Annotated in this window: 22 protein-coding genes; 18 read left to right on the forward strand and 4 right to left on the reverse strand. The window is 61.4% G+C overall.

What is annotated here, in order from left to right:
- Nucleotides 1–59 precede the first annotated feature (59 nt).
- Genes DMY87_RS14925 through DMY87_RS14935 form a run of 3 tightly spaced genes read left to right on the forward strand, consistent with a single transcriptional unit; the run spans nucleotide 60 to nucleotide 3,858 of the window.
- Entirely contained in the window at nucleotides 60–1,508 is a 1,449-nt protein-coding gene (locus DMY87_RS14925) for an FGGY-family carbohydrate kinase (RefSeq protein ID WP_110792422.1), read from the forward strand.
- Complete coding sequence (locus DMY87_RS14930; RefSeq protein ID WP_110792423.1) at nucleotides 1,505–2,200, forward strand: class II aldolase/adducin family protein; 696 nt, start codon at nucleotides 1,505–1,507, stop codon at nucleotides 2,198–2,200. Before DMY87_RS14925 ends, DMY87_RS14930 begins: the two co-directional genes overlap by 4 nt.
- A 23-nt stretch (nucleotides 2,201–2,223) precedes the next feature.
- Nucleotides 2,224–3,858 carry an FGGY-family carbohydrate kinase gene (locus tag DMY87_RS14935; protein ID WP_110792605.1) on the forward strand — a complete coding sequence of 545 codons (1,635 nt, stop codon included), beginning with the start codon at nucleotides 2,224–2,226 and terminating at the stop codon, nucleotides 3,856–3,858.
- A 42-nt stretch (nucleotides 3,859–3,900) separates the two neighbouring features.
- On the opposite strand, the gene DMY87_RS14940 is transcribed toward DMY87_RS14935, so the two are convergent.
- The 3 genes from DMY87_RS14940 to DMY87_RS14950 are packed head-to-tail and all read right to left on the reverse strand — an operon-like array spanning nucleotide 3,901 to nucleotide 6,717.
- Complete coding sequence (locus tag DMY87_RS14940) at nucleotides 3,901–4,386, reverse strand: DUF3237 family protein (protein WP_110792424.1); 486 nt, start codon at nucleotides 4,384–4,386, stop codon at nucleotides 3,901–3,903.
- Nucleotides 4,376–6,025: an amidohydrolase gene (locus tag DMY87_RS14945; protein ID WP_110792425.1), complete on the reverse strand. Its 1,650-nt coding sequence runs from the start codon at nucleotides 6,023–6,025 to the stop codon at nucleotides 4,376–4,378. The genes DMY87_RS14940 and DMY87_RS14945 overlap by 11 nt, the downstream gene beginning before the upstream one ends.
- 5 nt (nucleotides 6,026–6,030) lie before the next feature.
- The gene (locus tag DMY87_RS14950) at nucleotides 6,031–6,717 is read right to left on the reverse strand and encodes a TetR/AcrR family transcriptional regulator (protein ID WP_110792426.1); all 687 of its coding nucleotides are present in this window, start codon (nucleotides 6,715–6,717) and stop codon (nucleotides 6,031–6,033) included.
- Between the two features lie 96 nt (nucleotides 6,718–6,813).
- Here DMY87_RS14950 and DMY87_RS14955 point away from each other — a divergent pair, with 96 nt between their 5' ends.
- From DMY87_RS14955 to secD, 6 genes are all read left to right on the forward strand, one after another.
- Entirely contained in the window at nucleotides 6,814–7,878 is a 1,065-nt protein-coding gene (locus tag DMY87_RS14955) for an ABC transporter ATP-binding protein (RefSeq protein ID WP_110792427.1), read from the forward strand.
- Complete coding sequence (locus DMY87_RS14960; RefSeq protein WP_110792428.1) at nucleotides 7,875–8,768, forward strand: ABC transporter permease; 894 nt, start codon at nucleotides 7,875–7,877, stop codon at nucleotides 8,766–8,768. Before DMY87_RS14955 ends, DMY87_RS14960 begins: the two co-directional genes overlap by 4 nt.
- The gene (locus tag DMY87_RS14965; protein ID WP_110792429.1) at nucleotides 8,761–9,564 is read left to right on the forward strand and encodes an ABC transporter permease; all 804 of its coding nucleotides are present in this window, start codon (nucleotides 8,761–8,763) and stop codon (nucleotides 9,562–9,564) included. Before DMY87_RS14960 ends, DMY87_RS14965 begins: the two co-directional genes overlap by 8 nt.
- Nucleotides 9,565–9,583: 19 nt before the next feature.
- Nucleotides 9,584–10,618: an extracellular solute-binding protein gene (locus DMY87_RS14970; RefSeq protein ID WP_205908173.1), complete on the forward strand. Its 1,035-nt coding sequence runs from the start codon at nucleotides 9,584–9,586 to the stop codon at nucleotides 10,616–10,618.
- A gap of 189 nt (nucleotides 10,619–10,807) precedes the next feature.
- The gene (locus tag DMY87_RS14975; RefSeq protein ID WP_133253024.1) at nucleotides 10,808–11,215 is read left to right on the forward strand and encodes a hypothetical protein; all 408 of its coding nucleotides are present in this window, start codon (nucleotides 10,808–10,810) and stop codon (nucleotides 11,213–11,215) included.
- An 82-nt stretch (nucleotides 11,216–11,297) separates the two neighbouring features.
- Nucleotides 11,298–13,814 (forward strand): protein translocase subunit SecD, encoded by a 2,517-nt coding sequence (secD, locus tag DMY87_RS14980; protein ID WP_110792431.1) that lies wholly within the window; start codon nucleotides 11,298–11,300, stop codon nucleotides 13,812–13,814.
- 42 nt (nucleotides 13,815–13,856) lie between these two features.
- On the opposite strand, the gene DMY87_RS14985 is transcribed toward secD, so the two are convergent.
- Nucleotides 13,857–14,117, reverse strand: a complete 261-nt coding sequence (locus DMY87_RS14985; RefSeq protein WP_110792432.1) for a helix-turn-helix domain-containing protein — start codon at nucleotides 14,115–14,117, stop codon at nucleotides 13,857–13,859.
- A gap of 118 nt (nucleotides 14,118–14,235) precedes the next feature.
- On the opposite strand from DMY87_RS14985, the gene DMY87_RS14990 reads away from it, so the two are divergent.
- The 9 genes from DMY87_RS14990 (at nucleotide 14,236) to DMY87_RS15030 (ending at nucleotide 22,752) form a co-directional block, all read left to right on the forward strand.
- Nucleotides 14,236–17,151 carry a monovalent cation/H+ antiporter subunit A gene (locus DMY87_RS14990; protein WP_165826260.1) on the forward strand — a complete coding sequence of 972 codons (2,916 nt, stop codon included), beginning with the start codon at nucleotides 14,236–14,238 and terminating at the stop codon, nucleotides 17,149–17,151.
- A complete protein-coding gene (locus DMY87_RS14995; RefSeq protein ID WP_110792434.1) occupies nucleotides 17,151–17,483 on the forward strand; it encodes a Na+/H+ antiporter subunit C in 333 nt (110 codons plus the stop codon). The genes DMY87_RS14990 and DMY87_RS14995 overlap by 1 nt, the downstream gene beginning before the upstream one ends.
- Before the next feature lie 2 nt (nucleotides 17,484–17,485).
- Nucleotides 17,486–19,120, forward strand: a complete 1,635-nt coding sequence (locus tag DMY87_RS15000) for a monovalent cation/H+ antiporter subunit D (RefSeq protein WP_110792435.1) — start codon at nucleotides 17,486–17,488, stop codon at nucleotides 19,118–19,120.
- Nucleotides 19,117–19,593, forward strand: coding sequence for a Na+/H+ antiporter subunit E (locus DMY87_RS15005; protein WP_110792436.1), 477 nt, complete (start codon nucleotides 19,117–19,119; stop codon nucleotides 19,591–19,593). The genes DMY87_RS15000 and DMY87_RS15005 overlap by 4 nt, the downstream gene beginning before the upstream one ends.
- Nucleotides 19,590–19,871: a K+/H+ antiporter subunit F gene (locus tag DMY87_RS15010; RefSeq protein ID WP_110792437.1), complete on the forward strand. Its 282-nt coding sequence runs from the start codon at nucleotides 19,590–19,592 to the stop codon at nucleotides 19,869–19,871. The genes DMY87_RS15005 and DMY87_RS15010 overlap by 4 nt, the downstream gene beginning before the upstream one ends.
- Entirely contained in the window at nucleotides 19,868–20,233 is a 366-nt protein-coding gene (mnhG, locus tag DMY87_RS15015; RefSeq protein WP_110792438.1) for a monovalent cation/H(+) antiporter subunit G, read from the forward strand. The genes DMY87_RS15010 and mnhG overlap by 4 nt, the downstream gene beginning before the upstream one ends.
- A gap of 239 nt (nucleotides 20,234–20,472) precedes the next feature.
- Nucleotides 20,473–21,492: a sulfate ABC transporter substrate-binding protein gene (locus DMY87_RS15020; protein ID WP_110792439.1), complete on the forward strand. Its 1,020-nt coding sequence runs from the start codon at nucleotides 20,473–20,475 to the stop codon at nucleotides 21,490–21,492.
- Nucleotides 21,493–21,724: 232 nt separating this feature from the next.
- Nucleotides 21,725–21,943, forward strand: a complete 219-nt coding sequence (locus DMY87_RS15025) for a hypothetical protein (protein ID WP_110792440.1) — start codon at nucleotides 21,725–21,727, stop codon at nucleotides 21,941–21,943.
- Nucleotides 21,944–22,209: 266 nt separating this feature from the next.
- On the forward strand, nucleotides 22,210–22,752 hold the full coding sequence (locus tag DMY87_RS15030) for a flavin reductase family protein (RefSeq protein ID WP_110792607.1): 543 nt from the start codon (nucleotides 22,210–22,212) through the stop codon (nucleotides 22,750–22,752).
- Nucleotides 22,753–22,782: the final 30 nt, after the last annotated feature.

The raw sequence follows: 22,782 nt of genomic DNA on the forward strand, positions 1-22,782 counted from the left end.
GAGCGCCATGAAAGATTTCGATCCGCAGGCATTCTCCCAGCGTTCACCGGGGGGCGACGATGATTGATCACACGGCATCAGCCAGCATCTGCGTCCTCGACGTCGGCAAGACCAATGTGAAGCTGAACGCCATGACGGCGACGGGTGACGTGGTGGAGACGCTCTCCATTGCAAATCCCGTCCGGCCCGGCCCGCCGTGGCAGCACCACGATCTCGCAGCACTTGGCGACTGGGTGTTCGAAGGACTTGCCACGCTCGCCCGCCGGCATCCGATCAAGACCTTCGTGTCTGCCGCCCATGGTTCCGGTGGCGTGCTGGTCGGTTCCGATCCCGATGCAGGGGATGGCGCGGTGCTGCCGATGATCGACTATGAACAGCCGTTGCCGTCGGCGGTTCGGGAGGCCTATGCGCCGCTTGCCGGATCCTTTCGTGATCGTGGCAGTGCGATCATGCACGGCGCGACCCATCAGGCACGTCAGATGCTGTGGATGGAGATGGCCGAGCCGGAGCGCTTCGCCACCGCCCGCTGGTTCCTTTGCCTGCCGCAATATTGGGCCTGGCGGATGACGGGAAGCGCCGTTTCGGAAGCCTCATGCCTCGGCGCGCAATCACATCTGTGGAACATCCCGGACAACAGGCCGACGCCTATCGTCACGACGAGGGGTTGGGAACGTCTGCTGCCTCCCTTCGCACCGGCCTGGTCCAGCCTTGGTCCTGTGCGTCCGGCCCTGGCCCAGCGCTACGGACTGCCGCCCGCCCTCGACGTGCTGGTCGGCATCCACGATAGCAGCGCCAATCTCTACCGCTACCAGGCTGCCGGTCTGACCGATGCCGCGATCCTGTCCACCGGCACCTGGATTGTCGGCATGAGCCGCAGGACCCGGCTGGATGATCTCGATGAAGCGGCTGGCATGACGATCAACAGCGACGTGTTCGGGCATCCGGTTGCGGGTGCCCTGGCCATGGGTGGCCGGGAATTCGTTCATGTTGCAGGTGAGGGCACCGGAAGTGCTGCCGTCGACCCTGCCACGGTGATGGCGCTGATCGGGCGTGGTACCATGGCGGTGCCAAGCTTCGGTGACGGCGATGGATTTTTCCCCGGCAGTGCCCGGCTCGGGCATGTCGTCGGGCCCGAACCACAGAGCGCCGTCGAGCGCCGCGCCCTGGCGCTCATCTACGTGGCTCAACTCTCGGCCGAGTGTCTGGATGCCTTGAAGGTCGAGGGAACAGCAGTTCTTGACGGCACCTATCTGAAAGACCCCTTGTTTGCCCCTCTCGTTGCCGCCTTTCGCGGCAGGGGCGAGACGCTTTTCAATCTCGACGCCTATGGCGTTGCGACGGGTGCGGCACTTCTCGCATCCCACGGCACGAGCAGCGCTTCCGACAGTCTGCATCTGCGCAGCGCCGACGTTTTCCAGGCGCCCCCTGATATCACGACCTCCTATCACCGGCGCTGGCGTGAACTTGCCCGCCAGGCAAAACCTTCTTCTGAAAGGACATTCCCATGACCGATACTGAAAACCAGGACCTGCGCCGCAAGATGGTGGAGATCTGCCGAAGGATGAATTCCAGCGGCATCAATCAGGGCACGGCCGGCAATCTCTCCGTCCGTTCTGGAACGGGTTTTCTAGTCACCCCGTCCTCGCTGCCCTATGACATCATGACGCCGGACGATCTCGTGGAGATGGATTTCGACGGCACCTATGTCGGCCGCAGACCCTCTTCCGAATGGCGTTTCCACCGCGACATCCTGAAGAACCGGCCTGATATCAACGTGGTGCTGCATTGCCATTCGATGTATGCCACAACGCTCGCCTGCCACCACAAGACCATTCCGGCTTTCCACTACATGGTGGGCGTTGCCGGCGGAACGACGGTTCGCTGCGCGGAATACGCCACCTTTGGCACCCAGGCGCTTTCGGATCACGCCCTGAAGGCGCTCGACGGCCGCCTCGCCTGCCTGCTTGGTCAGCACGGCCAGATTTCGCTCGGCAAGGACCTGGAACAGGCGCTGTGGCTGGCGATCGAGGTCGAGACCCTGTCACGCATGTATGTGCAGGTGCTGACGCTGGGTGAACCTCCGATCCTGTCCGATGAGGAAATGTCGCGCGTGATCGAACAGATGAAGCGGATGAGCTACGGATTGGGTCCCGAAGCGGAAGGCTCGAACGATATCGCGCGTCCCAGGGTTTCGAATTGATACGAACAACCGAGCGGATGATCATGGCCCCAGCACAGAACTCGACCGAGGGCGCGCCCCGCTACGTCATCGGCGTCGATGTCGGAACCGGCAGCGCGCGTGCGGGGCTTTTCGATCTTACCGGCAAAATGCTGTCCGTCGCCAAGCGCGACATCACGCTCTTTCGTGAGGCGGGTTCGATCGTCGAGCAGTCGAGCACGGAGATCTGGAGCGCTGTCTGCACCACCATCCGCGAGGCGGTCGCCTGGTCGGGTGTTGATCCCGCGCACGTGATCGGGCTCGGATTCGACGCGACCTGCTCGCTCGTCGTGCTCGGCGAGGGGGGAATGCCGCTCGCTGTCGGTCCGTCGGAAGACGCCGAGCGCGACATTATCGTGTGGATGGACCATCGCGCCGTAGTCCAGGCCGAGCGGATCAATGCCGGGGGGCACGATGTGCTTCGCTATGTAGGCGGGCGCATTTCGCCGGAGATGGAAACGCCAAAGATCCTGTGGCTCAAGGAGAACCGGCCGGAGACCTTTGCGGCCGCATGGCAGTTTTTCGATCTGGCCGATTTTCTCACCTGGAAATCGACGGGCGATCTCTCCCGCTCGACCTGCACGGTCACCTGCAAATGGACCTATCTCGCCCATGAGGCGCGCTGGGATGCGAGCTATTTCGAGAAGATCGGCCTCGAGGAATTCGCGGCCGAGAGTTTTTCCCGTATCGGTACGCAGATGGTGGAGCCGGGCGCGCGCCTGGAGGGGGGGCTCACCGTGGCGGCGGCCGAAGCGATGGGGTTGACGCCCGGTACGTCCGTGGCCGCAGGGATGATCGACGCCCATGCCGGCGGCATCGGCACCGTCGGCATCGGCGGAAATCCGTCGGAAAACCTGGCTTACGTCTTCGGCACCTCGTCCTGCACCATGACTTCCACCACCGAGCCGATCTTCGTGCCGGGGGTTTGGGGACCCTATTACTCCGCCATGGTCCCCGGTCTCTGGTTGAACGAGGGTGGCCAGAGTGCCGCCGGTGCGGCGATCGATCAGTTGCTGTCCTTTCATCCGGCCGCCGCTGAAGCAGCCGCCCAGGCGCGTGAAGCGGGCCAGGCACTTCCGGCCTATATGGCCGGGATCGCAGCCGGCAAGGTCTCTACGGCGTCAGAGGCGGTTACGCTTGCGGCCGGTCTGCATGTCGTGCCGGAGTTCCTCGGCAACCGTGCTCCCTTTGCCGATCCGCATGCCCGGGCGATCATCGCGGGTCTCGGAATGGAGCGAGACTTCGACAATCTGGTCGCGCTCTACGTCGCCGGCCTTTGTGGTATCGGTTATGGATTGCGTCAGATCATCGAAACTCAGGCCAAGGCCGGTGCTTCCGTCGAGCGGGTCGTGATCAGCGGAGGTGCCGGGGCAAGTCCGCTTGTTCGGCAGATCTTGGCTGACGCGTGCGGCAAGCCTGTCGTTGCAACGGCTGCAGCCGAACCTGTGCTTTTGGGTTCGGCTATTCTTGGCAGCGTAGCGGCAGGTGCTTTCGCCGATGTTCGCGATGCGATGGCCGCACTTTCCCATATGGCCGCTCAATATGATCCAAGCGGCGGGGACATCGCAGATATCCATGAAAGACGTTACCGTGCCTTTCTCAGCCTTCAGGACGTTGCCAGAACGGCCCGATCCGATTGACGGTTCGGCCGTCGTAGCTGGCGAAGGGTGGGTCGTTCGCCTTCAGATCGGCGCTGCCCACAGCTCGATATAGACGTGGTCCTGGTCGTCGGGCTCGGCCAGTGCCGTGCCAAAATACACCTGCTTGCCGAGATGCGCATGAGGACCTTCTGGCACCTCGAGCGTGGCGCGGGTCCGCCCGCGATAGCTGCCATCGGCTTGCCGGACCATCTTGCCGGCATTGGTGACCATGAGCGGTGTGCCGTCTTCGAGTTCGAGGAAGTATCGAGCCTCGATCGCATAGGAGCCATCCGGCAAGGCAATGGCGAAATCGGCACCGCCCGGCAGGATGCGTCCCTTCCAGCCAGCGCCGCGTGCTTCGCCGCCGGCGATGGGGAAGAAGGCACGGACGTGGCCGTCCGTCGTCGTATATTCGATCGCCGGACCGATATCCGCGCGGATTACGCAAGCCTTGACGAGGGTCGGTGGCCCCAGTGTCTCCCCGGCACCGAGGCTGGTCATGTCGGCGGAGACGTCCTCAGGCTTCATGGGTGATCCTTCCGTTGCAGACGGTCATGGCGATGCCGAGTGACGCAATGTCCTGCGCCGGTGTCGTTTCGATGTTGCCGGACAGGAGCACGAGGTCGGCAAACATGCCCGGTTTCAGCTGGCCGGTCTTCTGCTCCATATGGCCGGCATAAGCGCCGTTGCAGGTGAAGGTCTCGAGCACCTGGTGCAGTGACAGACGCTGGTCCGGCAATCCGGCGATGTGCGGTTCCCGGGTGAGTGCCGTCTGGATGCCAAGCAGCGGGTCAACCGGCACGATCGGCCAATCCGAGGAGAAGGCAACGGTCGCCCCGGCTTCTGCAAGGGTGCGCCAGGCATAGGCATGCGGTGCGCGCTCCGCCCCGATGCTGCGAGATGTCGGTGTCTCACCGACCGGAGCGTGTAGCGGCTGGAACGAGGCGATCACGCCGAGTTCGGCAAATCGCGGCACATCGGCGGGGTCGATCATTTCCACGTGCTCGACGCGATGGCGACTGTCACGGGGACCGTTCGCGTCTCGGGCGGCCTGATAGCCATCGAGTGCAATGCGCACAGCTGCGTCGCCGATGGCATGGACGGTAATCTGCAGTCCGCGACGATCCGCCTCGATTGCCGCTTCCCGGAAACTCTCGCTGTCAAAGATCGGCTCACCCCTGTGACCCGGGCGGTCGGCATAGTCGGCCAGCATTGCCGCCGTGCCGCTTTCGATCACGCCGTCGACGAAGATCTTGACTCGGCCGCAGGTCAGCGTGTCTCCCGTGAAGTCGCGGGTCATGGCGGAGGCGCGTTCCAGTTCAGCGAGCGGCATCTCGCGCGTCAGATGAAACGGGACGGAGGTGCGGGCCAGCAATCCGCCTTCCTTTTCCACGTCGCGCAACAGTTCCATCAGGTGCCGGTTGCCGTCCATATTGTGGATGGAGGTGATACCTTTCGATGCGACGAAACGCATTCCGGCCTTCAGGACGTCCATGTCCTCCCGCCACTCCGTTTGCGTGGGCGCCACGGGTGGTTCGATGCCGGACATGCCGAGCATTTCGCGTCCGCCTGAGGTGCGCAGTTCCAGAACGGGGAGAAGTGCGAACTTCTCCCGCAGTTCTCCCGTCGCCAGGCCGTCGTCGCCCATGACCACTTCATTCCCAACCGGCAGGTCGCGTCCGTGCAAGAGGCCGGCCGACTTAAGGGCCGCCGTATTGGCGAAGAGCGTATGGAAGTCGTAGGCCATGACGGCCAGGGGCCGATCGGGACACATGGCGTCAAGTGCGTGGCGATCGAGACGGGTGCCTTTGCCGAGGATTTCGTAGTCCGCGCCCTGTGCGAACAGAAGGCCTTCATCCGGTCGTGCGCCGGCGAAAGCGGCGACCGCCGCCTTCATGGCATCGAAGCCCCTGATCTCGGCAAGCTGCAGCAGGGTTTGGCCATAGGCACCGGAGAAGATGTGCAGATGACTTTCGACGAAACCCGGCATGAGGGTCGCACCGTCGGCATCGATGATGCGGGTCTCTGGTCCGGCAAACGCGCGAACATCACCCTCGTCGCCGACTGCAAGGATACGATCGCCGGCAACGGCAAGCGCACTCGCATGCGGTTTACCTGCATCCATCGTCAGGACGCGGGCATTGATGAAGAGCAGCGATGCCGTCATGCGGATTATCCTTTGCGCTTGGGAGTCTGGATGCTGCGCTCGTCGAACAGCAGGGTCACGAGTGGCAGTATCCGTCGCCGCAGAACGGCTTCATGCTGCGCAAGGCTCTGGTCTTCATTGGTGATGAGGCTGATGAAGCAGGGCATCCAGACATCGTGGAACAGCCTGGCGACGAAAGTCGGCGGGATTTCTTCTCCGGACTTCGCTCGAATATCGAGATCCGCCACGAATTCTCCGACAACCTCGACCAACGCTTCCGAAACGCCCTGATATTGCACTGCGAGTTCGGTGTCTGGATGGCGAATGGCTGCCGCTTCCGCGTAACGCCAAACCCGTTTGTCTGCGATCTCCAGAGTGCGACGCGAAACACGAAGGAACAGCCCGACCAGCAGGGCCCCGAGATCCGTTCCTTCTCGCCAGTGCTGGTGCCGGTCGCTTTCGCGGGCCTCCGTTGTCCCCTCGCTGATCAGCGCGATGAGGACGCCATCCTTCGATCCGAAGTAATTGAACACCGTGGGCGGGGATATGCCGGCTGCTGCGGCGATGTCAGCCATGGTGGTCGCGTCGACCCCTTGCTGATCAAACAGCGTCCTTGCGACGGCTATGATCTCATCGCGTCGCTTTGCCTTTTTCCGACTTCTCAGCCCGGGCTCCCCTGAGGTTACATGACTGGACAGTTCGGACATCAGCATTTCGCCATAAAATATTTGCTTCGATAAAAAATTTTATTGACTAAAGAAATTTTGTCAATACGCATATTACAAAGACCTTTGGGGAACGAGAGGCACATGCTTGATATCCGAGAACTATCCAAGCGGTTCGGTCATGGGAACGGGACTGTCACCGCGCTGCATGAAGTAAGCTTCTCCATTGCTGAGGGCGAATTCTTCACACTTCTGGGGCCTTCGGGCTGTGGCAAGACCACGCTGTTGCGGTTGATCGCCGGGTTCAGCAGCCCGAGTAGCGGGTCTCTGGTGCTCGACGGCGAAGACATCGCCCCGATGCCGCCCAACCGGCGGCCCGTGAATACGGTGTTCCAGAACTATGCTCTTTTCCCACATATGACCGTGGGCCAGAATGTCGCCTTTGCGCTTGATGCTCTGGGCCGCCCCCGCAGCGAGATCGACCCCGCCGTGGATGCCATGCTGACGCTGGTCCAGCTGTCGCACCTGAAGCACCGCAAGAGCGTCGAGCTGTCCGGCGGTCAGCAGCAGCGGGTGGCCCTTGCCCGGGCGCTCGTCGCCAAGCCGCGGATCCTGCTTCTCGACGAGCCCCTGTCGGCACTCGACATGAAATTGCGCAAGGAGATGCAGGTCGAACTGAAGCGCCTGCAGCGCGAGACCGGTCTGACCTTCATCTTCGTGACGCATGACCAGGAAGAAGCCCTGACCATGTCTGACCGGATTGCGGTCATGAGCGGTGGACGCGTTCAGCAGATCGCCACGCCGGGCGAACTCTACAAGAACCCGGCCAATCGTTTCGTCGCAGGCTTCATCGGAGAATCCAACTTCCTGTCCGGTCGGGCCGCGAATGGTCTGGTCAATGTCGGGACGGCGCAGGTTGCCATGCCAGGTGCTGCGGACGGCCCTGTGACGCTGATGGTGCGTCCCGAGCACGTGGCGCTGGGGGCAAACCTTCCCCATGCACTCAACCTCACGGGAACCGTGACGCAGGTCGTCTTCCTCGGCACCGACAGCCATGTGCATCTCGCTCTGCCCGATGGCACCGCTCTCGTCGCCCGTGTGCAGAAAAGCCTCAACGGGGGGCGCAGTTTCGCCGAAGGTGAAGCGATCTCCGTCGCGCTGCCTGTCGAGGCGCTCCGGATTATTGCAGATGGGGAGGAGCGTCCATGAAACTGACCGAGACGTCCCGCCGCTGGGGCCTCTTGTTGCCCGCGATCGTGACGATCATGCTGTTTTCGATCCTGCCGCTCGGTGTCGTGCTCCTCTATTCATTCCTGAGCCCCGGCGATTTCGGCAATGTCAAATGGACCTTCTCCACAAACGGCTGGTTCTCCGTCCTCTTCGAGCGGGACATATTCGATGACACCGTGACGGTGTCCAATGCCAATCTGGTCATCCTCGGCCGCTCGGTCGGTCTCTCGCTTGCAACCACCCTTATTACCCTGATTTTCGGCCTGCCAACGGCGTGGTTCATTGCCACCCGCCCCCTGTCACAGCGCGGTTTCTGGCTGTTCCTGATCACCATACCCTTCTGGACCAATCTTCTGGTCCGCACGATCGCGGTACAGGAAATGATCCGCTCCGAAGGTGTGCTGAACCGCATCCTTCTGGCGCTCGGAGTTATTCACGAGCCCCTCCAGTTGATGTTCACCAACTTCGCGGTGCTTCTGGGTATGGCCTATGTCTTCCTGCCCCTGATGGTCTTGCCGGTCTATGCGGCCATCGAGAAGTTCGACTTCACCCTGGCCGAAGCGAGCTACGATCTCTACGCCTCCCGATACTACTGCCTGCGCCGGGTCATTCTGCCGCTGGTTCGGCCCGGCATCATCGCGGGTTCCATTCTGGTCTTCGTACCGGCGCTGGGTGCCTATGTTACACCCCGCATCATGGGTGGGGGTAAATCGATGATGCTCGGCAATCTCATTGAAATGCAGTTCGGCCAGGGGCGTAACTGGCCCTTGGGTGCGGCGCTGGCCATCACGCTGACCATTCTCGTGCTGCTGGCTCTGGTCTGGTACACGCGCATCACCTCGGACAAGAAGGAGCGCAGCCATGGCTGAGGGCACTTTCAACGTCAAGCGGCTGCCCGGTGCGGCCTTCCTGGCCATCACCTGCTTCGTCATCCTCTATATTCCCATGGGGATCCTGGTTGCCTACTCGTTCAATGCGGGCAAGGTGATCGGCAACTGGGAAGGCTTTTCGCTGCGATGGTACGCAGCAGCGCTGAAGAATGCGGCATTCATGGATGCGGCCGTCAATTCTCTCATTCTTGCCACGACGGCGGCGGTGCTTGCGACCATCATGGCGACGATGGCAGCGCTTGCCACCAGCCGGACGGCTGCCTTTCGCGGCGAGGGGATCGTGCATGTCATTCTGAACCAGCCGCTCATGGTTCCGGAAATCGTGCTGGCGATCGCCTTGCTGATCATCATCGGCCAGATCAAGCAGGCCACGGGTTATACCGGGCTCGGCTTCCTGATCGCGGCCCATACCACCTTCTGCATTCCCTTCGCCTATCTGCCGATCCGTGCCCGGCTGGCGAGCATGGATCTCAACCTCGAGACGGCTGCCGCCGATCTCTATGCGAGCCGTTTTTATGCCTTCCGGCGGGTAACGCTCCCGTTGCTCGCGCCCGGGATCATGGCCGGTTTCATGCTGGCGTTCGTGGTTTCGCTCGACGACCTCGTCATGACCGATTTCCTGAAATCTCCAGGGCAGGAAACCCTGCCGACCTATCTGATGGGTGAACTCCGACGGAACCTCACCTCAGAAATCTACGCCATTTCCTCGCTTCTTCTTTTGATCAGCGTGCTGATCGTGGCCGGGTCGTGGGTAGCAACGCGAAAGAAAGACTGAACTTTCAGAGGAGAACGCAATGAACAATGCATCCAGACTGGCGATGGCGACAGGTCTCCTGTTGACAACGGCACTCCCGGCCTTGGCCGAAGGACAGCTGAACATCTTCAACTTCGGCCTCTATACGCCGCCGGATTTGATCAAGAAATTCGAAGAAAAGTACGACGTGAAGGTCACGCTGACCGAATACGATTCCAACGAGACCGCCATGGCCAAAATCGAGGCCGGCGGCCATGGCTTCGACATCGTCGTGCCGTCTGCCTCCGTGGTGCCGATCTACATCGAGAAGGGCCTCTTGATGAAGAGCGAGCCCAGCCAGATGTCCAACTTCAAGAACGTCGATCCGCAATGGGTCGACGTCTCCTGGGACAGCGGCCGCCACTATACCGCACCATGGGTCTGGGGTACGACCGGCGTGATGGTCAACACCAAGGTCTACAAGGGCGACATCAACACCTCTGCCGTCATCTTCGATCCACCGGAAGAGCTGAAGGGCAAGATCAACGTCGTGCCGCAGATGAACGACGTCATCGACATGGCGATCAACTATGTCGGCGGCGAGGCCTGCACCACCGACAAGGCGATCCTGAAAGCTGCCCGCGACAAGCTGATGGCCGCCAAGCCCTTCTGGGCTTCGATCGACTATGCGAGCTTCGAGAAATTCATCAAGGAAGACCTCAACGCCTCGATCTTCTGGTCGGGCGCCACGATGCGCATTCGCGCCGAGAACCCCGGCTTTGCCTATGGTTTCCCGAAAGAGGGCTTCTCGCTTTGGCAGGACAATGTCGCCATCCTCGCGGATGCGAAGAATGTCGACAATGCCAAGCTCTTCCTGAACTTCATCATGGAGCCGGAAAACGCGGCGCTGATCTCCAACTACACACGTTATGCCAATTCGATCCTCGGTTCCGAAGCTTTCATGGATCCCGAGCTGCCGAAGGCACCTGAAATGAACATTCCGGCCGAGTTCAAATCCGCCGCCCATTTCCAGGTGACGTGCCCGACCGAAGTGCAGCAGATCTATGCCCGGATCTGGACAGATCTGACGAAGTAACAAACCCCGATCCGGCCGACTGCCTTGTCGGCCGGATCTTCCCTGCCTGAGATGCGCGCGAGAGAAAGTCCGCCCAAAGCGGGTTGAGCGCCATTCAGGACCGGGCGCTGATCAACACATGAATACCTTCCCGTTGCCGGGTGGCAAAATGGTGCGAAATGTGCCACATGCATCCGTGGAAGGATGATCATGGACGATCCAAACCTGAGAGATGAGACGCGGGTCCGACCGCATAGCCATCTTGCAGCCGTCATCGTTAGCCTGTTCGCGTCGCTGCTGCTTCTGTTCGGCGGGGATGTTTCTGGCCGCTTTCATTCGGGTCCCTCCGTCGCCGGCGCGCTGTCTCGTTCTGACACCGGGCAGGCCGTGGCGGGTGGTCATGGCGATACGCGCTTCCTCACGTCCGCCGATCAATCCGTGCGTCCGAAACTGCGGCCATGGGTCTCTGGCGACGGCTGCCTTCCGGTTGACGTGCCGAGCTTGTGGACGTGTCGTCTTGGCGATCTGACACGGCAGTCTTCGGCCGCCCTTTTGCATCCCGCCGCGCCGCATCCCTATTGGTCTCGCGCGCCCCCTGAAATCCAGCTCCCTGCCTGACCGTTTCGCCGCCATCTGATCGATGGCTCGACCCGATTGTGCCACCGCCTCATGGCTGTGGTCGCAACATGCTGGATTTACGATGAAAAACTCCTTTTCGAAGGTGATGGGCTATATGCTCGTCATCCTGCTCGGCCTGCTCGTCGCCTTGCCGAACGTCTTGCCCGACACCACGCTTTCCAGACTGCCTTCCTGGATGCCGCATCAGCGGGTATCGCTCGGCCTTGACCTGCGCGGTGGCTCACATCTCGTTCTTGAAGTGGATCGCCCGGCGCTGATCGACGAATGGCTGCAAAGCCTGACACAGGAAGCCCGTTCGACCTTGCTTGAAGCTCGGATCCAGACGCGCAGTGTTCGCCGCGATGGCAATGCCGTGAACATAGCGCTTGCCAACCCCGCGCAGCTTGCCGCTGCGACAACCGCGCTCGCTGTGCTCAACAACCCCGTGGCGACGCTTACCGGAACGGGCACGTCCGAACTTGCGATCACCACCAGCGGCACGGACACCCTTCGCATGTCCCCCACCGATCAGGGGATCACCGCCCGCATGAGCCATGCCGTCGAGCAGAGCCTCGAAGTAATCCGTCAGCGCGTCGACCAGGTCGGCGTCGCCGAACCCACCATTCAACGCGTCGGTGCCGACCGCGTCCTCGTCCAGCTTCCGGGCGAGCAAGATCCGTCGCGGCTGCGCGCGCTCCTGGGCACCACGGCGAAGATGAGCTTCCATCTGCTCGGAGAGACCGGGGCGGCCGGCGTGAAGACATTCGTCGATGACCGAGGGCGTTCCTATCCGGTGCAGACGACCGTGTTGCTGGCTGGTGACCGTTTGACCGATGCCCGCGTGCAGTTCGATCCGCAAGGCGGCCAGCCGGTGGTCTCGTTCCGCTTCGACAGTGTCGGTGCGGACCGGTTTGCCCGCATCACGCGTGACAATGTCGGTCGTCCCTTTGCCATCGTGCTCGATGACAAGGTGCTGAGCGCGCCTGTCATCCGCGAGCCGATCACCGGCGGTGCCGGCCAGATTTCCGGCGATTTTTCGGTCGACGAGGCCAACACGCTCGCGGCATTGCTGAGGGCCGGTGCTCTGCCGGCCAAGCTGACGGTCATCGAGGAACGTACCGTCGGCGCCGATCTCGGCAGCGACGCGATCGAGATGGGCATCATGTCTGGTCTCGCCGGTTTCGGTCTCGTCGTCGTCTTCATCCTGAGCCTTTACGGCGCCTGGGGGCTGCTTGCCGTTCTGGCACTCACGCTCAATGTCATCCTGACCTTTGCGGGCCTGTCTTTGCTTGGGGCGACTCTCACCTTGCCCGGCATCGCCGGTATCGTGCTGGGCATCGGCCTTGCGGTCGACGCGAACGTGCTGATCAACGAGCGCATCCGAGAGGAAGTGGGGAAGGGGCGAGGGGCCTTTGCCGCCATCGATCACGGGTTTGCCAAGGCCTATTCGACCATCATCGACAGCAATGTCACCGCCCTGATTGCCACGGTGCTGCTTTTCTGGTTCGGCTCCGGTCCCGTCCGCGGCTTTGCCGTCACCATGGGTCTCGGCATCGCGATTTCGATGTTCACGGCCGTTTCGGTGGTGCGGGTGGCGATGATTGCCATTGCCCGTCGCTACAAGCTGAAGACGATCTCGATCAAACCGCTCCTGCCATTCCGGTTGATCAAGGACGGAACCAAGATCGACTTCATGAAGGCGCGGATGATCGGCATCGGCGTGTCGGCCTTCCTGTCCATCTCCTCCGTCATCCTGTTCATCACCCCCGGCCTCAACTACGGCGTCGATTTCAAGGGCGGCATCCAGCTGGAACTCTCGACGACGGGGCCGGCCGATCTGGCGGGGCTACGTTCCGGTATCGAGGGGCTGAACCTCGGAGAGGTGGCACTGCAGGAGTTCGGAGACAGCAATCATGTCATGCTGCGGCTTGAACGGCAGCCGGGTGGCGAGCAGGCACAGACCGATGCAGTCGAGAAGGTCCGTCAGACCATCCAGTCCCTCGATGCTTCCGCCAAGATCGAGCGGACAGAAGTGGTCGGGCCGAAGGTCAGCGGCGAGCTTGCGACGGCGGGTCTGACCTCGGTCATCCTCGCGTCGCTCGCGATGCTCGTCTATATCTGGGTGCGGTTCGACTGGCCGTTTGCCGTCGGTGCCATCGCGACCCTGATCCTCGATGTCACGAAAACGATCGGCTTCTTCGCGTTGACCGGGCTTGACTTCAACCTGACGGCGATTGCGGCCCTGCTGACGCTGGTCGGTTACTCCGTCAACGACAAGGTTGTGGTTTATGACCGCATGCGTGAAAACATGCGTCTCTACAAGGCCATGCCTTTCAGAGATCTGATCAACCTGTCGATCAACGAGACGCTCGCGCGCAGCCTCTACACGTCGGCGACGGCCTTCCTGGCAATGGTCCCGATGGCGATCTGGGGCGGCAGTGCGGTAGAGAGTTTTGCTGTGCCCATGGTGTTCGGGATCTTCATCGCCGCATCGTCGTCGGTCTTCATCGCAGCGCCGATCCTGTTGTTCCTCGGAGACTGGCGGACGCGCCGCAAGTCGCGGATGGATGCGCGTGCCCAGGAGCAGCCGGCAGTCTGACGGCTTTGGACGTGATCGGGCGAGCGGTGCCGGCTCGCCCGATCAGCCCTCGTTCGAGGTGCAGCACATGAGGCCTGGAAAGCCCGCATTATTGGTAAAGCGGAGGCCTTCGTTTTCAAATGCCAGACGCAGCTGTGCTTCGGTGGAGCGATGTAAACCGTGACGGTGGCCCTCGAAATCTCTTATGGTGCTGCGCGAGACACTGGATCGGCTTGCCAGTTCGTCCTGGCTCCAGCCGAGATAGCCACGGGCTGCGCGACAGAGAGCGGGTGAAAAAACATTGTCGTTAACGGGTTGAATCATCGCCAAAGTTGCCCATTTAGGGTGATATTGCCTATTTAGGGTGACGTTTGAGATATTTCCAGTCTGTGGTCTTCATGCGCAGGCTCATTGTACCGGAGGAATTCGATTTGGGGTAACGCTGGACGCTTCGACCCTCTTGCTGCTGTTGCTGGTCCTTCCCTTTGCCGGCAGTGTTGTCTCGGCTTTCATCTTGAACACGACGTCGCGCGATCTGCCGGTCTTCGTGGCGGGCGCAACGACGCTTCTGACGCTGATCCTGACCGGAGCCGCCTATCCGTTTGTCCGGCAGAATGGCGTCCTGCGGTTCACGGCGGAGTGGTTGCCGCAGTTCGGGTTGGATTTTTCCCTGCGCCTGGATGGTTTCGCCTGGATCTTCTCCATGCTGGTCACCTCGATCGGCTTTCTCGTCATCCTCTATGCCCGATATTACATGGGCAAAGACGATCCGATCCCGCGTTTCTTCTCGTTCCTGCTGGCCTTCATGGGCGCCATGCTCGGCATCATCGTGTCCGGCAATGTCATCCTGCTGTCGATCTTCTGGGAGCTGACCAGCATCTTCTCCTTCTTGCTGATCAGCTATTGGCACACCAGTGCGGCGGCCAGAGACGGTGCCCGTATGGCGCTGACGATCACGGGGATCGGAGGGTTCTGCCTTCTGGTCGGCATGCTTCTCCTCGGCAAGATTGTCGGCAGCTACGATCTCGACAAGATCCTCGCCTCCGGGGACATCGTGCGGGCGCACCCGCTTTATCTGCCGACCCTTGTGTTCATCCTGCTCGGTGCGCTGACGAAGAGCGCGCAGTTCCCCTTCCACTTCTGGCTGCCGAATGCGATGGCGGCGCCGACACCGGTGTCCGCCTTCCTGCATTCCGCGACCATGGTGAAGGCGGGCGTCTTTCTGCTCGTGCGCTTCTGGCCGGTGCTGTCCGGCACGTATGAGTGGTTCATCCTCGTCGGCCTGGCGGGTGTCACGACCCTGTTGCTCGGCGCGTTCCTGGCGATGTTCCAGCGGGATCTCAAGGGGCTTCTTGCCTATTCGACCATCAGCCATCTCGGTCTCATCACGACGCTTCTGAGCCTCGGCAGTCCGCTGTCGACGGTGGCGGCGATCTTCCACATGCTCAATCACGCGACGTTCAAGGCTTCCCTCTTCATGGCGGCCGGGATCATCGATCACGAGACCGGCACGCGGGACATGCAGCGGCTGAGCGGGCTCTATCGCTTCATGCCGGCCACGGCGACTTTGGCCATGGTCGCGAGTGCCGCCATGGCCGGCGTGCCGCTGCTGAACGGCTTCCTGTCGAAGGAGATGTTCTTCGCGGAGGCGGTGGAAACCCACGCGGATTCCTATCTCGACGTGATCCTGCCCTATGTCGCGACGCTTGCCGGCGTCTTCAGCGTCGTCTACTCGCTGCGTTTCATCCACACGGTCTTCTTCGGCCCGTTGCCGGAGGGCCTGCCGAAAGAGACGCCGCACGAGCCGCCGCGCTGGATGCGCGTTCCCATCGAGATCCTTGTGGTGGTCTGCCTCGTCGTTGGCATTGTGCCGGCGATTTCCATCGGGCCCTTCCTGCAGACGGCCGTCGAAAGTGTCCTGGGTGACAGGACGCCCGAATACAGTCTCAGCATTTGGCACGGCTTCAACGTTCCGCTGCTGATGAGCGTCATCGCGCTGATCGGCGGGTTCGTGCTCTACTTCGCCATGCGCGACTACCTTTCCCGCTGCGAAGACGGGCCTCCCTATCTCCGCCGGCTGCGCGGACAACGACTTTTCGAGCGTGTGCTCGTGACCGTCTCCTGGCGCTGGGCCCGTCTGGCGGAAAGCCGGCTTGGCACCCGCAATCTCCAGCCCCAACTCCGATGGATCGTTGTCACCGGCTTCGTTGCTGCGACCTTGCCGCTCTATCTCTCGGGTTTCGAGCGCAGGCCCATCGTCTTCTCGACCGTCGATCCGTCGTTCGGGCTGTTGTGGCTGATCGGCATGGCGCTGGCGATCGGCGCTGCGGTGTCCGCCAAATATCACCGATTGGCGGCCCTCATCATGCTGGGCGGAGTGGGGCTGATCGTCTGCACGACCTTTGTCTGGCTCTCGGCACCGGATCTTGCCATCACGCAGTTGCTGGTCGAAATCGTGACAACTGTCCTCATTCTGCTCGGACTGCGCTGGCTGCCGAAGCGCAGCCTAGACCGGGGCGAGGCGATGACCTTGCAGAGCCGCTTCCGGCGGTTCCGGGATCTCTCTCTCGCGATCGCGTGCGGTATCGGCATGTCGATGGTGGCCTTCACGGTCATGACCATGCCGGTGCCCGATGCCATCGCCTCCTACTTCCTGCAGAACGCCTACACAGGGGGGGGCGGTCGCAATGTCGTCAACGTCATCCTCGTCGATTTCCGCGCCTTTGATACGCTGGGCGAAATCGCCGTGCTGGGCATCGTCGGCCTGACGGTCTATGGTCTGCTCCGCCGTTTCCGTCCGGCCGAGGACAGCATGGAACTGCCTGAGCAACAACTCAGCCAGAACCGCTTCGATGACGAGCAGCCGGAACGTTCGCCCGGTGACATGATGCGCGAGTATCTGCTCGTGCCCTCCGTGCTGATGCAGTGGCTCTTTCCTGTCATCATCACTTTCGCCGTCTATCTCTTCATGCGCGGCCACGACATGCCCGGCGGAGGGTTCTCGGCCGGTCTGACGCTGTCCATCGCGTTTCTCTTGCAATATCTCGCCGGCGGGACGCGCTGGGCGGAAGATCGCATCCGCATCCTGCCGCTGCGCTGGATGGGTGCTGGCATCCTGACGGCCGCTTTGACGGGGATCGGGGCCTGGCTCCTGGGTTATCCGTTCCTGACCACGCATTTCCGTTATGTGGAAATACCGCTGATCGGCAAGGTGCCTGCAGCCTCCGCACTGCTCTTTGATCTCGGTGTCTTTTCGCTCGTGGTCGGCGCGACCGTCCTCATCCTCGTCGCCCTTGCCCACCAGTCGATCCGGATCAATCGCCTGAGGGCGCTTGAAGCCAAAGGGGAGAAACGCTGATGGAAATCGTCCTGTCCGTAGCGATCGGCCTGATGACCACCTGCGGGGTCTGGCTCATCCTGCGTCCACGCACCTATCAGGTGATCATCGGGCTGTCGCTTCTGTCCTATGCCGTCAACCTGTTCATCTTCGGTGTGGGCGGCGTGAAGAGCAACATGCCGCCGATCCTTGAGGACGGTGTGGTGTCGACGACGCTTAGCGATCCTGTTCCGCAGGCGCTTGTCCTGACGGCCATCGTCATCGGTTTTGCCACCACCGCCCTCTTTCTCGTCGTGCTCTTGGCCGCTCGCGGACTGACCGGCAACGACCATGTCGACGGGAGGAACGAATAGCCGTGACACACTGGAGCCACCACCTCATCGTCACGCCGATCCTGTTTCCGATGATGACAGCCGCCGTTCTGCTGTTCATCGATGAGCGCAACAGAACGACCAAGGCGCTCGTCAGCTTCGTTTCCGTCGTGTTTCTTCTGGCCAATGCCCTGATCCTGTTCCTGGTCGAAAGTGGACCGAACAGTTTTGAGAACGTCTATCTCCTCGGCAACTGGGCGGCCCCATTCGGCATCGTGCTCGTGATCGACGGCCTGTCGGCGATGATGCTGTTGCTGACGGCGATCCTGGGACTTGCTGCGCTCACGTTCTCGCTCGCCAAATGGCACGCCGTCGGCGCGCATTTCCACAGTCTGTTCCAGCTTCTGCTGGTTGGCGTCAACGGCGCGCTGCTCACCGGTGACCTGTTCAACCTGTTCGTCTTTTTCGAAGTCATGCTGGCGGCCTCCTATGGCCTGCTGTTGCATGGAACCGGCACGCTTCGCGTCAAGGCGGGGCTGCATTACATTGCGGTCAATCTGGTCGCGGCGCTGTTCTTCCTGATCGGGGTGAGCCTTGTTTACGGGACGGCGGGCACGCTCAACATGGCCGATCTCGCGCTCAGAATGCCTGACATGGAGCCCGATCGGCTGATCCTGATGGAGGCCGGTGCGGCCGTTCTGGGCGTGGCCTTCCTGATCAAGGTCGGCATGTGGCCGCTCTGCTTCTGGTTGCCGACGGCCTATAGTGCGGCATCCGCGCCTGTTGCCGGCATGTTCGCCATCCTCAGCAAGGTCGGTATCTATGTCATCCTCCGCCTGACCATGCTTCTCTTCGGCGACGGTCCCTCGGCCGGGTTTGGTGCGGAGATCCTGCTGATCGGCGGCATGGCAACCCTGATCTTCGGGACGATTGGTGTTCTGGCCTCCCAGGCACTCGGGCGTCTTGCCGGTTATTCCGTGCTCGTCTCCTCCGGGACGCTGCTGATGGTGCTCGGCATCAATGACGGCGTGGTTTCGTCCGGCGCGCTCCTCTATCTCGTCAGTTCCACGCTCACGATCAGCGCCTTCTTCATGCTGATCGAGCTGGTGGAGCGCGGGCAGGACGCCGGTGCCAACGTGCTTGCCGTCACCATGGAAGCCTATGGCGACGGGGAGGAGGCCGATATCGAGGAGGGTGAAGGCACGGCTATGCCGGGCACAATGGCGATCCTCGGCATCTGCTTTGCGGCCTGCGGCATTCTTCTCTCCGGTCTTCCACCCCTTTCGGGTTTCATCGCCAAGTTCGCGATGCTGTCGGCGATGATGGGAACGGGATCGATCGGCATGACGCCCGATGCTGCAGTCTGGGCCCTGATCGTGCTCGTCATCCTGTCGGGCCTCGCTGCGCTGATTTCCATGACCCGAGCCGGCATCCGTACATTCTGGGGATCGATCGAGGGTGCCGTGCCGCGCGTGCTTGTCGTGGAACTGCTGCCCGTTATGCTGCTTCTGTCCCTGACGCTTGTCCTGACCGTCCAGGCCCGCCCCGCCATGACCTATATGGACACCACCATCCGGGCTCTGGCCAATCCGACGCTCTACGTCGATGCGGTGCGCAACGCCCGTGTGGTTGCAAACCCGGATACGTCGGAGCCGGTTCAGAGCGGAGGTGCGCCATGATCCCGTATCCGCTTCTGACGCTTTCTCTGATCGTCATGTGGCTTCTGCTCAACGATTTCACGCTCGGCCATCTGATCCTCGGTTCGGTGGTCGCGGTCTTTGGCGGCTGGGCCATGGCATCGCTCAGGCCCGACAAGCCGAAACTGAAGAAGTGGTATCTGCTGCCTAAGCTCTTCTGGCGGGTCTTCACGGATGTCATCCGCTCCAACATCGCGGTTGCCCTGCTGATCCTGCGTGGCAAGCGGCAGAAACACACGGCCGGTTTCATCACCGTGCCTCTCGAGATCGAGCACCCGACGGCGCTCGCCATCATGGCCGTGATCCTGACCAGCACCCCTGGCTCCGCCTGGCTCGCTTATGACGGACGCCGGAAGACCGTCCTGATCCATGTTCTCGACCTGATTGACGAGGACGAGTGGGTGAAGAACATCAAGCTGCGTTACGAAAGCCTGTTGCTGGAGATCATCGAATGAGCGTCATCATCCTCTTCACCGCCGTTTCGCTCGCCAAGATCCTTCTGGCTGTCGCGCTGATGATCGCTGTCGTGCGCATCTTCATCGGTCCGCGGGCCCAGGATCGGATCGTGGCACTGGATGCCGCATATGTTATCGCCATGCTGCTGCTCGTGACCTTCGGGATCGGCAGCGGACGTACGGTGTATTTCGAGGCGGCGCTGGTGATCGGCCTGATGGGTTTTGTTGCGACCGTGGCGCTGGCGAAATTCCTGATGCGCGGGGAGGTGATCGAATGACCATGCCTGTCGGCGATCTTCCTCTTTGGGTGGTGCTGATCGTCTCCGCACTGCTGCTCATCGGTTCCGGGCTGACCTTGCTCGGTGCGATCGGGCTCCTGCGGCTGCCCACCTTCTATGAACGCATCCACGCCCCGACGCTCGGAACGAGTTGGGGCATCGGCGCGATCATGCTGGCTTCCATCGTCTACTTCTCGGTCGCCGGTTCGCGCCCCGTGCTGCACGAAATCCTGATCGGAGTTTTCGTCACGCTTACGACACCTGTGACCTTGATTCTTCTCGCGAGGGCGGCACTTCACCGTGACCGCGCCGAGGGCAATCCGTCCGTGCCTGACGATGGCGCGCAGCCTGGAGAACGGTGATCGGCAGGGGCATTACGCTGCCACGGGCACGCCCGGACGCGGTATTGGCCCTGATTTTCAGAAACGGCATTCCGGGTGGGAGCGATTTCTTGGTTTTGCTTGCTGTTCCCGGCGGAGAGGTCTGAAGGCTTTGCCAAGAAACGTCTTCAAAGGAAACCAGTTTTCCCTTCTCAAATTGGTCAATTGACTATGTCTATTTAATCCATAGGCTTTCTCCCATCCACGAACGGAGGAAACGAATGTCTCTCATCTCCAAAAGCCTGGTGGCTGCACTCAGCATCGGCCTTGCTCTCTCGGGCGCGACCTCGACATTTGCGCAGACCACGCTGCTCAACGTGTCGTATGACCCGACACGCGAATTCTACAAGGAGTTCAACGAGGCCTTTGCAGCCCATTGGAAAGCCGAGACCGGCGAGGACGTCAGCATCCAGCAGTCGCATGGCGGTTCCGGCAAACAAGCCCGTGCGGTCATCGACGGTCTTGACGCCGATGTGGTCACGCTCGCGCTTGAAGGCGACATCAACGAGATCGCCAAGCAGACGGGCAAGATCAAGGAAGACTGGCGCGGTCGCCTGGAGAACAACTCCTCGCCCTACACGTCCACCATCGTCTTCCTGGTGCGCAAGGGCAATCCCAAGGGGATCCAGAACTGGGGTGACCTGGTGAAGGGCGACGTCCAGATCGTTACGCCGAACCCGAAGACCTCGGGTGGCGCGCGCTGGAACTATCTGGCGGCCTGGGCCTGGGCCAACGAGGAATTCGGCGGCGACCAGGAGAAGATCAAGGCTTACATTGGCGAGCTGTACAAGCGTGCGCCGGTGCTTGATACCGGTGCCCGCGGTGCGCTGACGACCTTTGCGCAGCGCCAGATCGGCGACGTTCTGCTCGCCTGGGAAAACGAAGCCTATCTGGCTGGCCAGGAATTCGGTGCCGATTCCTTCGATATCGTCGTTCCACCGATCTCGATCCTGGCTGAGCCGCCGGTGACGGTCGTCGATGGGAATGTCGATGCCAAGGGTTCGCGCAAGCAGGCGGAAGCCTATCTCGCCTACCTCTATTCGGAGGAAGGTCAGAACCTCGCTGCCAAGCACTTCTATCGCCCGGCCAAGCCTGAGCTCGTCAAGCCCGAACTTCTCAAGCAGTTGCCTGACATCAAGCTGGTCTCGATCGATGATCCGCTCTTCGGTGGCTGGAAGAAGGCGCAGCCCGAGCACTTCGGCGATGGCGGTATTTTCGACCAGATCTACAAGCCGCGCTGATCCTCCCGCCGACTTGTGCAAAGCCCGCTTCGCCAACGCGAAGCGGGCTTTGTTGTGATTAGGCCCGTGTCATCACGGGCTCCTTCTGCGTCCAGATGCGCGCGGGTCCTGGCCAACTCAAAAACGCGTCCAGGAGCGAACCGGTTTGCTTGGATCACCTCGAAAATAGAATACTAATTTTGTAGAATACATTGACTTCATCGTGGTCGAGGGCGACACTTCGGGTGTGCTGATGACGAAGAAGGAACTCAATATGCCCATTGGTTTCAACCTGTTCTCATTCGACCTGTACGAGGCATTTCGGCGCCGGAGCCAGGAGGCTGATGACGACGGTGATGCGCGCAACCATTCGCATCAGACGACGTTATCCGACGATGAAGAGGAGCGCCGTCTGCGGAATGAAACCTCAGACAAGCTCTTTTGGGGTTTCGGCTATTTCCCTGTCCCTTGAGGTGTTCTGATGGCCTATCTCGGTAATATTGATCGTCGGTCGAGAATTTCACGGCATACTGTCATGGGACGCCGCGACCTGAGTTTATGGACTGGCCGCCTAGCGGCTTGTGTCTCCTTTGTCTTCCTTGCGGTCGTGATCCTCGGTCTTTGAGGCCGTCCACCCAAGCAGCAGGACGGGTCCCGTCCGTCCTTCACGTGACGGCGCCTCGCTTCCGTCCCGACTGCCAAATGCACCATCTTTTTCTGGGCTTCGAGAGTGTTGCCATGACCATCCAGACTGCACATAAATTGAACCTGAGAGCAGAACCCGCCATCGAGCCGGTTCAGGACGTCGATCCGCAGGCGCTCAAGCTGGCACTTCGCCAATTGGCGGGAGGCGTCTCGATCATCACCACGGGCGGTGACCTCGATCGTACCGGAGCCACCGTGACTTCGGCGACGGCGCTGTCCGTTCATCCGCCCAGGATGCTTGTATCGCTGAACAAGACCTCATCGACCTGGCCCGTTCTGCAGAAATACGGAAGCTTTGCTGTCAATGTCGCCGGTGCGCGGCACCAGGCGCTGGCCAACCAATTCGCCGGCGTGGGCGGGCTGAAAGGAGCCGAGCGCTACAGCGGAGCTGTCTGGACCCGTCTGATCTCCGGCTCCCCCATTCTGGCGGATGCCGTGGCTGCGATCGATTGCGAGCTGGAAGAGGCGATCGAGCGACACAGTCACGTCCTGATCATCGGGCGTGTGCTGGCCATTCGGCCGGGAGATGCCGTGTCGCTGGCCTATGTCGATGGCGGCTATCATATTCTCGAATGATCCGCCTTGGACCGGAACGGCCGATAAGGC

It is taken from the genome of Peteryoungia wuzhouensis (assembly GCF_003205195.1).
GTDB classification, from domain to species: domain Bacteria; phylum Pseudomonadota; class Alphaproteobacteria; order Rhizobiales; family Rhizobiaceae; genus Allorhizobium; species Allorhizobium wuzhouense.